The 14,304-nt window shown below is 65.7% G+C and carries 15 protein-coding genes; 3 read left to right on the plus strand and 12 right to left on the minus strand.

Annotated features, from left to right (window positions below; genetic code table 11):
* Positions 1-15: 15 nt before the first annotated feature.
* The 5 genes from pyrE to clpB all read right to left on the minus strand — a co-directional run bounded on the left by pyrE (position 16) and on the right by clpB (position 6,139).
* Positions 16-564, minus strand: a complete 549-nt coding sequence (gene pyrE, locus CH256_RS14790; RefSeq protein WP_094669939.1) for an orotate phosphoribosyltransferase — start codon at positions 562-564, stop codon at positions 16-18.
* A gap of 115 nt (positions 565-679) precedes the next feature.
* The gene (locus tag CH256_RS14795; protein WP_256989443.1) at positions 680-1,270 is read right to left on the minus strand and encodes a LemA family protein; all 591 of its coding nucleotides are present in this window, start codon (positions 1,268-1,270) and stop codon (positions 680-682) included.
* 58 nt (positions 1,271-1,328) lie between these two features.
* Positions 1,329-2,393 (minus strand): hypothetical protein, encoded by a 1,065-nt coding sequence (locus tag CH256_RS14800; protein WP_068053860.1) that lies wholly within the window; start codon positions 2,391-2,393, stop codon positions 1,329-1,331.
* A gap of 85 nt (positions 2,394-2,478) precedes the next feature.
* Positions 2,479-3,495 carry a DUF5666 domain-containing protein gene (locus tag CH256_RS14805; protein WP_094669941.1) on the minus strand — a complete coding sequence of 339 codons (1,017 nt, stop codon included), beginning with the start codon at positions 3,493-3,495 and terminating at the stop codon, positions 2,479-2,481.
* 97 nt (positions 3,496-3,592) lie between these two features.
* Positions 3,593-6,139: an ATP-dependent chaperone ClpB gene (clpB, locus tag CH256_RS14810; RefSeq protein ID WP_068053854.1), complete on the minus strand. Its 2,547-nt coding sequence runs from the start codon at positions 6,137-6,139 to the stop codon at positions 3,593-3,595.
* 178 nt (positions 6,140-6,317) lie between these two features.
* Here clpB and CH256_RS14815 point away from each other — a divergent pair, with 178 nt between their 5' ends.
* The gene (locus CH256_RS14815; RefSeq protein WP_094669942.1) at positions 6,318-7,481 is read left to right on the plus strand and encodes a globin domain-containing protein; all 1,164 of its coding nucleotides are present in this window, start codon (positions 6,318-6,320) and stop codon (positions 7,479-7,481) included.
* Between the two features lie 22 nt (positions 7,482-7,503).
* On the opposite strand, the gene CH256_RS14820 is transcribed toward CH256_RS14815, so the two are convergent.
* The gene (locus CH256_RS14820) at positions 7,504-8,175 is read right to left on the minus strand and encodes a hypothetical protein (RefSeq protein ID WP_141215322.1); all 672 of its coding nucleotides are present in this window, start codon (positions 8,173-8,175) and stop codon (positions 7,504-7,506) included.
* A gap of 292 nt (positions 8,176-8,467) precedes the next feature.
* Between CH256_RS14820 and CH256_RS14825 the strand changes: the two genes are divergently transcribed.
* A complete protein-coding gene (locus CH256_RS14825; protein ID WP_068053936.1) occupies positions 8,468-8,887 on the plus strand; it encodes a helix-turn-helix domain-containing protein in 420 nt (139 codons plus the stop codon).
* Here the strand turns inward: CH256_RS14825 and CH256_RS14830 are convergent.
* Together CH256_RS14830 and CH256_RS14835 are read right to left on the minus strand one after the other, a co-directional pair.
* Positions 8,884-9,198 carry a DUF2277 domain-containing protein gene (locus CH256_RS14830; RefSeq protein ID WP_068053845.1) on the minus strand — a complete coding sequence of 105 codons (315 nt, stop codon included), beginning with the start codon at positions 9,196-9,198 and terminating at the stop codon, positions 8,884-8,886. The two genes, CH256_RS14825 and CH256_RS14830, sit on opposite strands and share 4 nt — an antisense overlap.
* Positions 9,199-9,220: 22 nt before the next feature.
* A complete protein-coding gene (locus CH256_RS14835) occupies positions 9,221-9,796 on the minus strand; it encodes a TetR/AcrR family transcriptional regulator (RefSeq protein ID WP_068053842.1) in 576 nt (191 codons plus the stop codon).
* A 95-nt stretch (positions 9,797-9,891) separates the two neighbouring features.
* On the opposite strand from CH256_RS14835, the gene CH256_RS14840 reads away from it, so the two are divergent.
* On the plus strand, positions 9,892-11,289 hold the full coding sequence (locus CH256_RS14840) for a cytochrome P450 (RefSeq protein WP_094669945.1): 1,398 nt from the start codon (positions 9,892-9,894) through the stop codon (positions 11,287-11,289).
* Here CH256_RS14840 and dinB read toward each other — a convergent pair whose 3' ends face one another.
* From dinB to CH256_RS14860, 4 genes are all read right to left on the minus strand, one after another.
* Complete coding sequence (gene dinB / locus CH256_RS14845; protein WP_179272114.1) at positions 11,290-12,477, minus strand: DNA polymerase IV; 1,188 nt, start codon at positions 12,475-12,477, stop codon at positions 11,290-11,292.
* A gap of 73 nt (positions 12,478-12,550) precedes the next feature.
* Positions 12,551-12,895 carry a hypothetical protein gene (locus tag CH256_RS14850; protein ID WP_094640938.1) on the minus strand — a complete coding sequence of 115 codons (345 nt, stop codon included), beginning with the start codon at positions 12,893-12,895 and terminating at the stop codon, positions 12,551-12,553.
* A gap of 44 nt (positions 12,896-12,939) precedes the next feature.
* Positions 12,940-13,926, minus strand: coding sequence for an inorganic phosphate transporter (locus CH256_RS14855; protein ID WP_094640937.1), 987 nt, complete (start codon positions 13,924-13,926; stop codon positions 12,940-12,942).
* A gap of 7 nt (positions 13,927-13,933) precedes the next feature.
* Positions 13,934-14,304 (minus strand): DUF47 domain-containing protein (locus CH256_RS14860; protein WP_143536581.1); only part of this gene is annotated, 371 nt, incomplete at its 5' end.

Genomic DNA, 14,304 nt, shown 5'->3' on the forward strand with positions numbered 1-14,304 from the left:
TTTCGGAGCCAGGGGTTACAGGCCGAGGTCCGCCAGGCCGAGGAGGGATCGATATTCGAGCCCCTCTGCGGCGATGACCTCGTCCGCCCCGGTCGCCCGATCGACCACCGTGGCCACGCCGACGACCGTCGCGCCTGCGTCTCGCAGAGCCTGCACGGCAGTGAGCGGAGAATTTCCGGTCGTCGTCGTATCCTCCACCACCAGAACACGTTTGCCGACGATGTCCGGACCTTCGATCTGACGCTGCATGCCGTGCGCCTTCGCTGCCTTGCGCACCACGAACGCGTCGATCGGCCGTCCCTGGGCGTGCATGATCGACATCGCCACCGGATCTGCGCCCATCGTCAAGCCGCCGACCGAGACGAAATCCCAATCGGCAACCAGATCACGCATCAGCGAACCGATCAACGCACATGCCCGGTGATGCAGGGTCGCGCGACGCAGATCCACGTAGTAGTCGGCTTCCTTGCCCGACGACAACGTGACCTTCCCATGCACGACGGCAAGCTCTTTCACCAAATCGGCCAGTTCCTGCCGGTCCGAATTCGCGGCACTCTCGGCCATGTTCGGATTCCTCTCGTCGCACCACGGATCTTCGATAGGTCGGTACGAACTTACCCACCGACTCACGCGACCGCTCCCGGCGGCTCCGATGCTGGATCTCGAGCCGTTCCTGCCACTAGGCAGCGATGTGGGCCGACTGCTGTTCGTCGAGCAATTCCTTGGTCTCCACGAACGGTTCCGGTGCGGTCAACGAGCGAGACCTGGCGACGAGCGAGGACGGGAACGTGCCGACCGCCTGCGACAACCGGTACGCGTTGTCGTTGTACACGCGCACCGCGCCTGCGATACGACGCTCGGTGACGTTCAGTTCTCCGGCCGGACCCTGAAAAGCCCAATTGCCCAACGCATTCTGACGCGCATCGGCGTCGGCGAGCACAGCATGAAACGCGGCGGACAACGCATTCTCGGCAGCGGCCTGCGCCTGCAGACCCAGGCTGCGATCGCGCACGGCCTTGGACCACGACCGTGCACCGCCGAGCTGACGCAACAGATCACCGGACAGCCCGGTGGCCTCCGCGGCCGCGAGGAACGGGCCCAGCTGCTCGTGACGCCGATCCAGTTCGACCTCGACCAGTCGCAGACTCTGCTCCGTCTGCTCGCTGTACCGACCGAGTCGACGCAGCGCGATCAGCACGTAACCGACCACGACAACCGCGACCAGGACCAGGACCACCACTGCCACGACAACACCCGAAGAAACCGTCACGAGGTACGAATTTAGCCGCGTAAGCGCACCTGCGCCTGTAAACACGCCCGAACTTTCGTCAGGGCTGGTTGCGTCGGCGCTCCGAGTCGAAAGGAATCGGACGCGACGCAGGCGGACGCGGCACTGGACGCGACGGATTCGCCGAACGCGCAGCCTGCGGACCGGCCGCATCGGGCCGCGGCGGACGCGGCCTACGTCCGGGTTCCTGCGGACGCGGCTCGGAAGTACGAGGATCTCGGGTACGGGGCTCCGGGGTACGGGGCTCCTGGGTACGGGGCTCGGCTATCCGAGGAGGCCGAATCCGAGGCTCGGGTGTCTTGGGCGCAGGCGTTCTCGGCTCGGCAACACGTGGCTCCGGGCTTCGCACCGCCTGGATTCGGGGTTCCGCCACCCGAGGCTGGGGATCGTGCGGCACGTCCGCTTGCTGATTATGTGGCTCATGGACCAGTGGCCTACCCGGATCGCTTCGATCGCGGCCGGGATCGCCGGGGCGAGCGCCGTAGACGGCACTTCCGCGAACCGGGGGCAGCACGTGCAACATGCCCGACAGTCGTGCGACCGCGTCGATCGCGGCATCCCAATCGCGACCCGAACTGTTCAGCGGCAGGGACCCCAGCGTCCAGTCCTTCTCGCTCCACAGCAACTGCAGATTCGCCGGAATGGACTCGGTGAACGCGGCCATCCGCTGGTCGCAGACACGGCGAGCGATATCGACGTCGGTGGCGAACACCACGCGCGGCCCGATGGAACCGAGCAGTTCCATGTCCTCATCGCGCGGCGGCGGCGTCGAGCGGGGCCGCAGGTCGATGTCGACATCGGAACCGACCGAACGCTGCACGGCCACGATGGTGCCCGTCTCCTCGACGTCGAAGAGAACGAACTCCTCACCGCGCCGAACACCGGTCACCACTCCCAGAGCCACGTCGAACTCGGGCTTGGACAGAGCAGCGCGAGAGAACCGAGTGACCAGTTCTCGATCGTGCGGTCGATACTCGTACCCCTGCGCCTTGGCCCACATCTGCCGGACGCGTCCGGACCGATCTCGCTTGGACCTGTCGATGTAGAGCAGCGCCACTGCACCCATCAGTGCAATTGCCGCAAGGCCGAACCACATTGCCGTCATCGCGAACCACCTTAATCGACATCCACACCTTCATCGCCCACCACCGCCGGGTCCTGTGAACGGTCCCTACGACTGCTCGGGTTGCTTATCCACCCAGACTGGGCGTTTCGATGATGACGTTCGCGCGAATCGTTCCGTCCTCGACGGCCTCGCCCTGCACCACGACGAAAGCACCGACCGTCAGCGACGCCAGATCGCTACCGGACAACGAGATTATCTGGGTCTGGGGTGTGGTCTGCACCGTCACCGGAGCGCCGTCGAGTCCGTCGAGCGTCAGAGTCGAACCGTCGTTGGCGCTGATCGTTCCCACCGACGATCCCAGCTGACCGAGAATCTCGGGAATTCCTCCCGGGATCAGCTCGGGCGTGGTGGCGGTGCCCGATTCGGTGGGCTGCGGCGTGCTCGTGGGTGCACTCGAGGTGGGCGGTCGGATCGACGTCGACGGCGCAGAAGCGGTGGTCGACTCGTCTGATCCCCCGCTCAGGAAGGAAATCCCGAACACCACGACGATGGCGAGTACGACGAGTCCGATCAGCGCCAGAACCCACGGTCGTGGCCCCTTGCTGCCGGAATCGGCGGCGTTCGGATCATCGCCGGGAGGCGGAGCGCCGTACTCCGGCGGCTGCCCGAACTGCTGGGTGTGGCCGAATTGCTGAGTGTTGCCGTACTGCTGTGGCTGGCCGTACTGCGCAGTCTCGTACCCCGGGGCCTGGCCGTATCCCGGACCGTACTGCGGTGCCTGACCGTACTGCTGGGTCTGGCCGTAGGCCTGATTCGCCGCCGCCTGCTGCTCGGGGTCGTACGGCGGAAATGCCTGTGTGGGCTGATACCCCGGCGGATAGGCCTGGGGATCGGGGTTCTGCTGGGCCGGATTCTGCTGAGTCGGATCCTGATAGGCCGGATCCTGATAGCCCGGGTTCTGGTACGCCGGGTTCTGGTACGCCTGGGTCGGATATGCCTCGGTGGGGTGAGCGCCGTCGGGATAGTGCTGGGCTCCGGGGTAGGGCCGACCGTAGTCCTGGGTCGGCTCGGATGGCTCCGCCTGGGGTGCTGCGTCCTGATCGCGCTCCCGAGGTGACCGTGGGTCGTCCGGATTCGTCATTCCACGAGCGTACCTACCCGGCACTTCCCGGTTGAAGGCACAAAACAGGCCCACCCGAGCGGTGCTCGGGTGGGCCTGTTGCGGAGCGGGGCCGCCGCTAGCCCAGGATCAGGCGTTCGCCGTCCGGGCTCGAGTTGACCGACACCACGTCGCCGTCGTGGACGTCGCCGGCGAGCAGGAGCTTCGCCAGCTGATCGCCGATCGCCTGCTGGATCAGCCTGCGGAGCGGACGCGCGCCGTACAGCGGGTCGTAGCCGCGGGCCGCGAGCCACAACTTGGCCGGCGAGGACACCTCCAACGTCAGGCGACGAGCCGCCAGACGCTTGGCGAGGAAGCCGAGCTGAATGTCGACGATCGACTCGAGCTGGTCCTCGGACAAGGCGTCGAACACCACGACGTCGTCGAGGCGGTTGACGAACTCGGGCTTGAACGAGCGCCGCACCGCGTCCATCACCTGCTCCTTGGTGCCGCCGGCACCGAGGTTGGAGGTGAGGATCAGGATCGTGTTGCGGAAGTCGACGGTCCGGCCCTGGCCGTCGGTGAGGCGGCCTTCGTCCAGTACGGCGAGCAGGATGTCGAACACGTCGGGGTGCGCTTTCTCGACCTCGTCGAACAGCACCACCGTGTACGGACGCCTACGCACGGCTTCGGTCAGCTGGCCGCCGGCCTCGTAGCCGACGTAACCGGGAGGCGCTCCGACCAACCGAGCGACGGCGTGCTTCTCGCTGTACTCGCTCATGTCGATGCGCACCATCGCGCGTTCGTCGTCGAAGAGGAACTCCGCCAACGCTTTCGCCAACTCGGTCTTGCCGACGCCGGTGGGTCCGAGGAACAGGAACGATCCCGTCGGACGGTTGGGATCGGCCACTCCGGCGCGGGAGCGTCGGACGGCGTCGGACACCGCTTGTACTGCGTCCTTCTGTCCGACGACTCGCTTGCCGAGCTCGTCTTCCATGCGGAGCAGCTTCGCGGTCTCGCCTTCGAGCATCCGGCCGGCCGGAATTCCGGTCCAGGCTGCAACGACGTCGGCGACGTCGTCCGGGCCCACTTCCTCCTTGAGCATCACGTCACCCTGGGCGGGCGAGTCCTCGGTCTTGGCTGCGAGCTCCTTCTCGAGGGTCGGGATGCGTCCGTAGCGCAGCTCGGCGGCCTTGCCCAGATCGCCGTCGCGTTCGGCGCGATCGGATTCGCCGCGCAGGTTCTCGAGCTCCTCCTTCAGTGCCCGTACCGAGTCGATGGCGTTCTTCTCGTTCTGCCAGCGGGTGCTGAGCCCGGCCAACTTCTCCTGGAGGTCGGCGAGTTCCTGGCGGAGCTTGTCGAGTCGAGCCTTCGACGCGTCGTCGGTCTCCTTCGCCAGTGCCATCTCCTCGATTTCGAGGCGACGGACCGCACGTTCGACCTCGTCGATCTCGACGGGGCGTGAATCGATCTCCATGCGCAGACGGGACGCGGCCTCGTCGACGAGGTCGATGGCCTTGTCCGGCAGGAACCTGGCGGTGATGTACCGGTCGCTCAGGGTTGCGGCGGCGACCAGGGCGGAGTCCGTGATCCGGACGCCGTGGTGCACCTCGTAGCGTTCCTTGAGTCCACGCAAAATGCCGACGGTGTCCTCGACCGACGGCTCACCGACGTAGACCTGCTGGAAGCGTCGTTCGAGAGCGGCGTCCTTCTCGATGTACTTGCGGTACTCCTCGAGGGTCGTCGCACCGACGAGGCGCAGTTCGCCGCGGGCGAGCATCGGCTTGATCATGTTGCCCGCGTCCATCGCCGATTCGCCGGTCGCGCCGGCTCCGACGATGGTGTGCAGCTCGTCGATGAACGTGATGACCTGGCCCGCGGAGTTCTTGATGTCGTCGAGCACGGCCTTGAGCCGTTCCTCGAACTCACCGCGGAACTTCGCGCCTGCGACCATCGAACCGAGATCGAGAGACACGACGGTCTTGCCGCGCAGGCTCTCCGGAACATCGCCTGCGATGACGCGCTGGGCCAGTCCTTCGACGATGGCCGTCTTGCCGACGCCGGGCTCACCGATGAGCACCGGGTTGTTCTTGGTGCGTCGGGAGAGAACCTGTACGACGCGCCGGATCTCGGTATCGCGCCCGATGACGGGATCGAGCTTGCCTTCCCGGGCCAGCGCGGTCAGGTCGGTGCTGTACTTCTCCAGCGCCTGGTAGGTGTTCTCCGGATCGGCGCTGGTGACCCGAGCGCTGCCCCGGACGGCCTGGAAGGCGTCGCGCAGCTCGTTGGGTCCGGCTCCGTGGCCGGTCAGCAGCTTGGCGACGTCGTCGTTGCCGGTCGCCAGGCCGACCATCAGATGCTCGGTCGAGACGTACTCGTCGTCGAGTTCGGTGGCCAGGTGCTGCGCTGCGGTGATCGCGGCGAGGGTTTCACGGCCGAGTTGCGGAGTGGTGGTCGAACCGGTTGCCGAGGGCAGTCGGTCGACGAGGCTCTGCGCTTCTCGACGCACCGTTGCGGGGTCGACGCCGACGGCCTTCAGCAAGGGAGTGGCGATGCCGTCGGTCTGATCGAGCAACGCCACCAACAAATGTGCCGGACGGATATCCGGGTTACCGGCCGCGGATGCGGCCTGCAGAGCAGCGGAGAGTGCTGCCTGCGACTTCGTGGTGGGAGTGAAACTGTCCACCGGTCACCTTCTTTCGACTGGGTTCTGCAAAGACTGTCGCTCGGTACAACCATAGCGAAGTTGAGTCTGTTCCGCTCAACCTTGGATTTCTCCACATTCCGCGACGTGCGCGATATCCTCGACCGGTCTACTTTGGTGACGGTCGACAGCAGTGATTCGGTGGGGTGGAGGTGGATCGATGCTCGACGCACGCACGATCTCCCTGGTCCGCACCGGATTCAAATCCGTCGTGGCCGCTCAGGACGGTCCGGCGCGGCTGTCCCGGTCCTTCTACGGCCATCTCTTCGCCCAGCACCCCGACTTCCGAGCTCTGTTTCCCGCCTCGATGGATGCCCTGCGTGAACACTTCGTCATGGCACTCGGCTACGTCTTCGAGCATCTCGACGATCCAGACCGCGTCGAACCGTTCCTCAAACAACTCGGCCGGGACCACCGCAAGCACGGAATCTCCGGCGCGCACTTCCGTGCGGGCAGTTCGGCTCTGATCAGCGCGTTCCGCACCTTCGCAGGCAACGAGGTATGGACCGACGAGGTCGAGACGGCCTGGAACGACGCACTGACCGTGGTGAGCGATGCGATGGCCGTCGCCGCCGACGACGACGAACTGCCGCCGTTCTGGAGTGCCACCGTCGTCGAACATCAGCGGGTGCTCGACGACCTCGCGGTGGTCCGGTTGAAGACGGACGGCGAGATCCCGTACTTCCCCGGGCAGTACGTCAGTGTGCAGATTCCGCAGCGGCCCAAACTGTGGCGGTATCTGTCCCCGGCCATTCCCAGCAATCCGTACGGCGAGATCGAGTTCCATGTTCGACGCGTATCCGGGGGCTGGGTGTCACCGGCGATGGTCACCGAGACCGCGGTGGGTGATCGCTGGTCGATCAGTCCGCCGCTGGGCGGGATGCATGTCGATCGCGCGATCGGCGAGGACGTGTTGATGATCGCGGGAGGCACCGGTCTGGCTCCGCTGCGTGCGCAGGTCATGGAGATGGCGCAGCGCAGCAACAATCCGCGGGTGCATCTGTTCGTCAGCGGAACGTATCCGTGCGATCTCTACGATCTGGACACGTTGTGGCAGCTGTCGCTGTCGAATCCGTGGTTGACGATCGTTCCGGTGACCGAGCAGCTCGAGAATCCGTGGTGGTATTCGGGCACGCCTCGCGAGCTGCCGTGGGGAATGCATCACCGTCTGCACGGTGCGGTGGGCAAGGTGGTGACCCAGTTCGGCTCGTGGGCCGATCGGCAGATTCAGATCTGCGGGTCTCCGTCGATGGTGCGAACGACGATCTACGCCCTCCGCAAAGTGGGCACGCCGATGGAGCACATTCAGCACGATCCGTTCTGAATCAGTCTGCGCTGCAGGGCAATCAGCTGGACAGCGATTTCGGCGGCAGATCCTCGACGATTCCGCCGGCCACCAGTCGCGGAGTCCACGTCTCGGTGATGAGCCGGCCGTCTCCGGTGATGATCGCGTCGGGGTCGGGATCGATCAGGATGGGATAGCCGGTGTCCGCGGTGGCGAGAATGTTCTGCACCAGGAGGCCGTTCTCGATGGTGTAGTGCACCGAAACCGGATAGAGGTCGGAGTCGAATGCCCATGGGCGGCCGATGAATATCACTGCATCGCCGAGATCGTCGAGTACCGACACCGAGCCGTCGCGCTCGAGCCGCAGGCTCCACTGGGGCGGCATGGACGTGGCGAACTCGAATCTGTGGGGCGCTCGGGCATCGAGCAGGTGGATCATCAACAGCGCGCCGTCGCGGGGATCTCGTTGCGGAACAATGACTTCGAACGATCCGCATTCGTAGAATCGGGACCCGAACGGCCCCGGGATGCCCGCGCCGAGATCGTCTGCGATGGTGAGTGCGAGCCGAACGAACCCGGAGCCGTCCTCGGCCCGGAGCGTGATTCCCTCGGAGGGGTGAGGCAGGCGCGATTCGTCCCGCGGCGCGTAGGACAGCACGGCGCGTAGCAGCGGCTCGACCACCTCCGCGTCACCGTCTCGTGAATCGAACGTTCGCCGTCGACGATCGGTCATCTCCACCCCCTTCGCCTGGCAAGACAGTCTGCCACCGGGGCTCGAATCACGCGTCCGATTCTGCGGAAAACCATTCGTTCGTTCCCACTCTCGGGGCACCCACCTGCCCGGCCTCGCCCCGCTACGTCCACCGACGCATGAAACCGATCAGTACGATTTTCTGACGAATTTCTGCAGGTCAGCCATGGTTCGCGGGATCCACGGCAGCGGCTACTATGAGCCGGTTCGGTCCGCGGCGGACCGATCTGCCCGGGTGGGCAGCGGCTGTATCAGGAAGGCACACACATCCCCGATGTCCGCTGATTTCGCCGCACGTCTGAACCATCTGTTCGCCACGATCCACCCGCCCGGACGCAAGCCACACACCAATGCCGAGGTCGCCGACGCTCTCGCCTCGCGCGGACACCAGATCTCCAAGCCCTACATCTCGCAATTGCGCTCGGGACAGCGCGCCAATCCGTCCGCGGACACCGTCGCGGCGCTGGCCGCGTTCTTCAAGGTCAAGCCCGACTACTTCTTCGACAACATCTATGCGACGAAGGTCGACCACGATCTCGAACTGCTCACCCAACTGAAGGGCTACGGTCTGCGCCGCCTGTCCGCTCGGGCATTCGACCTGTCCGAGGAATCGCAGAATCTGCTCAGCTCGATGGCCGAGAAACTCCGCGTGAGCGAAGGCCTACCCGCGGTGCCGCCGGACAGCACCCGTTAGGACCCGGTGTTCGCCGCTGATTTGGGTCGTTCCGCAGGCTCCACTCCCGCCGCCGCAATCCGCGCCTGCACTTCCGGACGCCGCAGCGGCGGCACCGTCGGCGGTGGCTGACGCCGCTCGGGAAGCGCATCGAGGAGTCGGTGCGTCGTCGCCGTCACCTCGGCGACGGCCAGCTCGAAGGCATCGCGGGTGGCGTCGGACGTCTTCTGTACACCGCTGATCTTGCGGACGTACTGACGCGCGGCCGCTTCGACCTCGGCGTCGGTGGCGTGCGGTTCCAACCCTCGCAAGGTGGTGATGTTTCGGCACATAGCTCGACGATAGCCCCGCATCTCACACCTCGAGAAGACCCGACAACGCCCGTAGACACAACGCGCGTACCTGCTCGCGGTCGAGGGTTCTGCGCTCCACCCAGTCCAGACACACAGCTCGCACGAAGGCGATCCAGCCGCGCAGCGCGGTGCGTACCGTCTCGTCGTCCTGCAGCGTCGTCGGCAGCGCGGCGAGGATCCGCTGCTGCTGGACGTCGAACTCGCGCGTGAGGATCTCGTTGATCAGAGGATCCCCCAGCAACGTGCCGCGATTGACCGCGCGGACGCCGTGCGCATGTTCGTCGGTGTACGAGATGTACGCGTCGAGGCCTGCGGCGATCTGCTCGAGCACCGGCAACGAGGTGTCCGGCGCGGTCAGACCGAGGTTGCGCTCCGATTCGGCGCGGACGATCTCGACGAAGAACTCCCGCTTGGACGGGAAGTAGTGATACATCAATCCGCGTGACACGCCGGCGAGGTCTGCGACCTCCTCGATCCAGACGTCCTCGTACGGCCGCTCGGCGAACAGTGCCGAGCCGATCTCGATCAGCTGCGCACGCCGCAGTGCCGGCGTCATGCGCTTGCGCGGTGTGGTCATGTCCCTCGAACCTTACTTGACACCGGTTCAACAGTGAGTACCGTCACTATTTGACACGGTTCAACAAGGGCCGGTCCCGAGACGATGGAGTGGCGATGTCGACACAGTTCGCGGTACGAGGCGGCTCCCTGCCCCATCCCCCGCACCGACTCCCCGTGCTCGGCGACGTCGTCGGCGTCGATCCCCGCACCCCCGTCCAGGATTCGACCGCGATGGCCCGCACGCTCGGCCCGCTGTTCGAGCGGCACATCCTCGGCCGACGATTCGTCTTCGCCGCCGGTGCCGACGTGGTGGGTGAGCTGTGCGACGAGAAGCGCTTCGAGAAGTTCTTGCCCCCGGGCGTCGAGAATCTACGGGACATCGGAGCCGACGGGCTGTTCACCGCCTACAACCACGAACCGAATTGGCAACGTGCCCATGATCTTCTGCGCCCGGCGTTCACCGCAGGGGCCATGCGCGGGTACCACGAGATCATGGTCGACGTCGCCGACGACCTGATCGAGCATTGGGAGTTCCTCTCTCGCAACGCGTCACCGACCGATGTATCGGCCGACATGACGACGTTGACGCTCGAGACCATCGGCCGGACCGGATTCAGTTACAGCTTCGGGTCGTTCGCGCGTGCCGAGCCGCATCCGTTCGTCTCGGCCATGGTCGGTGCGCTGACGTACAACCAGCGGCGGGCGTTGCTGAAGGTTCCCGCGTTCGCCAAGCCTCTGTTCGCCCGCTCGGATCGCCGGTACGCGGGCAACAAGCAGTACCTGGCAGACGTCCTCGCAGATGTCGTCAGGACCAGGCGCCGATCCACCGAAGACTTCAGCGACCTGCTCCAGATCATGATGGACGCCGCGTGTGAGGCCGACAATCCGAATGCACTGAGCGAAGCCAACATCGGCTGCCAGATCCTGACATTCCTGATCGCCGGTCACGAGACCACCTCCGGTGCACTCTCTTTTGCGCTGTACTACCTGGCGACGCACCCCGAGGTGTTCGAGCGCGCCCGCGCCGAGGTCGACGAGGTCTGGGGTACCGGCAAGCCCCAGTTCGGCCAGGTTCCGAAGCTGCGATATGTCCGACGCGTCCTCGACGAATCACTGCGCCTGTGGCCCACCGTCCCGGCGTTCGGTCGCGGGGCACGCGCCGACACCGTCGTCGGCGACGGCTACGCCATGGCGGCCGGAGACTGGGCGATCGTGCTCGCCACGGCGCTGCATCGTGATCCTGTGTGGGGTGACCGCCCGCACGAGTTCGATCCCGACAACTTCTTGCCCGATCGCATCAAGGCCCGGCCCGCTCACGTGTACAAGCCTTTCGGCACCGGTGAACGCGCCTGCATCGGAAGGCAATTCGCCATCCACGAGGCCGTTCTGGTGCTCGGAACCATTCTGCAGCGCTTCGACCTGCAGGCCGACCCGTCGTACCGGCTGAAGGTCCAGGAGCGACTGACCATGATGCCCACAGGCTTTCGGGTACAACCCACAGTGCGGCAGTAGTCAGTCGGGCAGCAGAGGAACCGAGATCCCCGGATCACGGCCGAGCAACACCCCACGAGTGAGCGACGTCGAGCCGAACTTCTTGTGCACCCCGTCGAGCGCCCGGTCCAGGGCCGAGGCCTCCGGCGGTGTCCGTACCTGCGGCGGGTCGAACTGCAGCTCCAATTGCTCCGCACCGCCCCTGTCGATGCTCGACACGGTGACCCCCACCAACGTGATGCCCTTCTCCGCGATCAGCGGCGCCGCGTCGTGCAGCAATTCGAGTGCGGCGTCGAGAATGTCGCGGGTGTCGGCGGTCGCTCGATCGAGCGTGTGCGACCTCGTCGCCCGGGTGAAATCGGCAAAGCGCAAGCGCAACATGACGGTTCGGCCGGTTCGCTGCGCGGCGCGCATGCGGTGCGTGACGCGATCGACGAGCCCGATCAACGATGCCTCCACCTCGGCCGCGTCGTGCCTGCCGCGACCGAGTGCCCGCTGCGCACCGATGGAACTGCGCGACTTACCGGGCTGGACGCGTCGTGGATCCCGGCCCATGGCCAGCGCGTACAGGTGGGCACCCGCACCCTTGCCGAGTACCGAGGCCAACGACCGCTCGCCGTAGGCCGCGATGTCGCCGACCGTTCTGATGTCCAGAACGTGCAGCTTCTCGGCGGTCACTTTTCCTACGCCCCAAAGTCTTTCGATGTTCAGCGGGTGCAGAAATTCGAGTTCGCCGCCGGGCGGTACCAGCAGCAGGCCGTCGGGCTTGGCGAAGGCGCTGGCAACCTTGGCCAGGAACTTGGTGGTGGCGATCCCGACGGTGATGGGCAGCCCCACCTGCTCGGCGACGTCCTGCCGCAGGCGCTGTCCGATCTCGGTGGCACTGCCCGCGATCTTCTGCAGCCCGCCGACGTCGAGGAATGCCTCGTCGATGGAGATGCCCTCCACCAGCGGGGTGGTGTCGTGGAAGACGTCGAACACGTCCTTGCTCGCCTGCGAGTAGGCGTCCATACGCGGCGGCACCACGATGGCCTGCGGGCAGACCGCGCGTGCCTGCCCGCCGCTCATCGCCGTGCGCACACCGAAGGCCTTGGCCTCGTAGCTGGCGGCCAGCACCACTCCCCCGCCGACGATCACCGGCTTGCCGCGCAGCCGCGGATCGTCCCGCTGCTCCACCGAGGCATAGAAGGAGTCCAGGTCGGCGTGCATGATGCTCGCCACGGGTCTACCGGTGGACTCCACCGTTCCATGCTCGCACAGGCCACCGACACCCTCGGCCCGCTCACTCGCAGACGTGGTCCTCCGCGGCCTGCACTATCGGCTCGGCCCAGGGCTCGCCGGTCCCCTTCTCGTAGGTAGCACCGAGCGAATCGGTCACCTCGGCGACGGCCTCCTCTTCGGTGAGCCCCTGCTGGGCGCGGGTCTCGCAAAAACCCGGAATGTAGATGCCCAGTGCGAACACCTCGTTGACGGTGGTTCCGATGCCCTGTCCGTAGAGGTCGTCGAACAGTTCGCTCATTCCCGGAGTTTCGAGAAATCCGTCCCTGGCCTCCTGCACGTCACGCGAGATGCCGGTGCCGGTCTCGGTCGACGTCATCTCGTAACTGCAGCCTGCGCTCAGTGCCATCAGGCAGAGTGCAGCGCCCATCGATATCCGACCCGCTCCCCGCTTCACAGAATCACCCCCGCAACCACGTAGGTCAGTGCGGCGACGGCAGCGGCCGCGGGCAGCGTCGTCACCCACGCTGCGAGCATGTTTCCCGCCGTCCCCCAGCGCACGGCCGTCGTACGCTTGGTTGCCCCGACGCCCATGATCGCCGACGAGATGACGTGGGTGGTCGACACCGGCGCTCCCAGTCCGATCGATGCCACGTACAGCACGGACGACGCCGTCGCCTCCGCGGCGAACCCCTGGGGTGGGTCGAGTTCGATGATCTTGCGGCCGAGGGTGCGCATGATCCGCATCCCACCGGTCGCCGTTCCGACCGCCAGCACCGTCGCGGTGAGGAAGTAGCACCACAGAGGAATCGTGTAGTCGGCCTGATTGCCCGATACGACCAACGCCAGCACCACGATGCCCATCGTCTTCGCTGCATCCTGCATGCCGTGTCCGAAAGCCATGGCCGCTGCCGAGCACGTCTGTGCCCGGCGGAATCCGCGGCTGGTGGCACTGGGAGACGATCGTCGGAACATCCACAGAATGGCCACCATCGCGGCGCTTCCGAGCACGAAACCGACTGCAGGAGAAACGATCATCGGGAGGATCACCTTGGTCGCGACGCCTCCCCACAGCACCGTCATTCCGCCGGCCAGTGCAGCTCCCACCATGCCGCCGACCAACGCGTGCGAGGACGAGGACGGCAACCCGTACCACCAGGTGATCAGATTCCAGCCGATGGCACCGACCAGGGCGCACCCGACCACGAGCAACGCGTCGGATCCGACGTCGAGGGCGATGATTCCCTCCCCCACCGTCGACGCGACCTTCGCACCGAAGAAGGAACCGAGCAGATTCCCCACCGCGGCCATGACGAGCGCCGTCCGCAGGGTGAGTGCGCGAGTGGACACCGACGTCGCGATGGCATTGGCCGAATCGTGAAAGCCGTTGGTGAAGGTGAACGCCATCGCGAGGGTGATGACCAGAACCAGTGCTACCACCGCGCACTCACGTCTCTTTCAGCACGATGGATTCGATGACGTGCGCTACCTTCTCGAAAGCGTCTGCGGCATCTTCGAGTTCGTCGCCCACTCCCTTGAGCTTCATCACGGTCAATGCGTCGAATCGACCGTCGAACAGATCCGCCAGAAAAGTCCGATAGGCATGATCGGCCCGGTTCTCGAGCTCGTTGATCTCGATCCAGTAGCGCTCGAGATCCTTCATCGACGCCAGCCTCGGCATTGCATCCGCCGTGACCTTGGCCGACCGGTCGAGGATGTCGATCATGTCGTGCATGTGCGGGGTCAGTTCGTCGATTCGGTACAGCGAGAGCAGATGTGTCGCCGCTTCCATGTGGTCCATCACGTCGTCGAGGCTCG

The sequence above is a fragment of the Rhodococcus sp. 05-2254-6 genome (genome assembly GCF_002258565.1).
Taxonomy (GTDB): Bacteria; Actinomycetota; Actinomycetes; order Mycobacteriales; family Mycobacteriaceae; genus Rhodococcoides.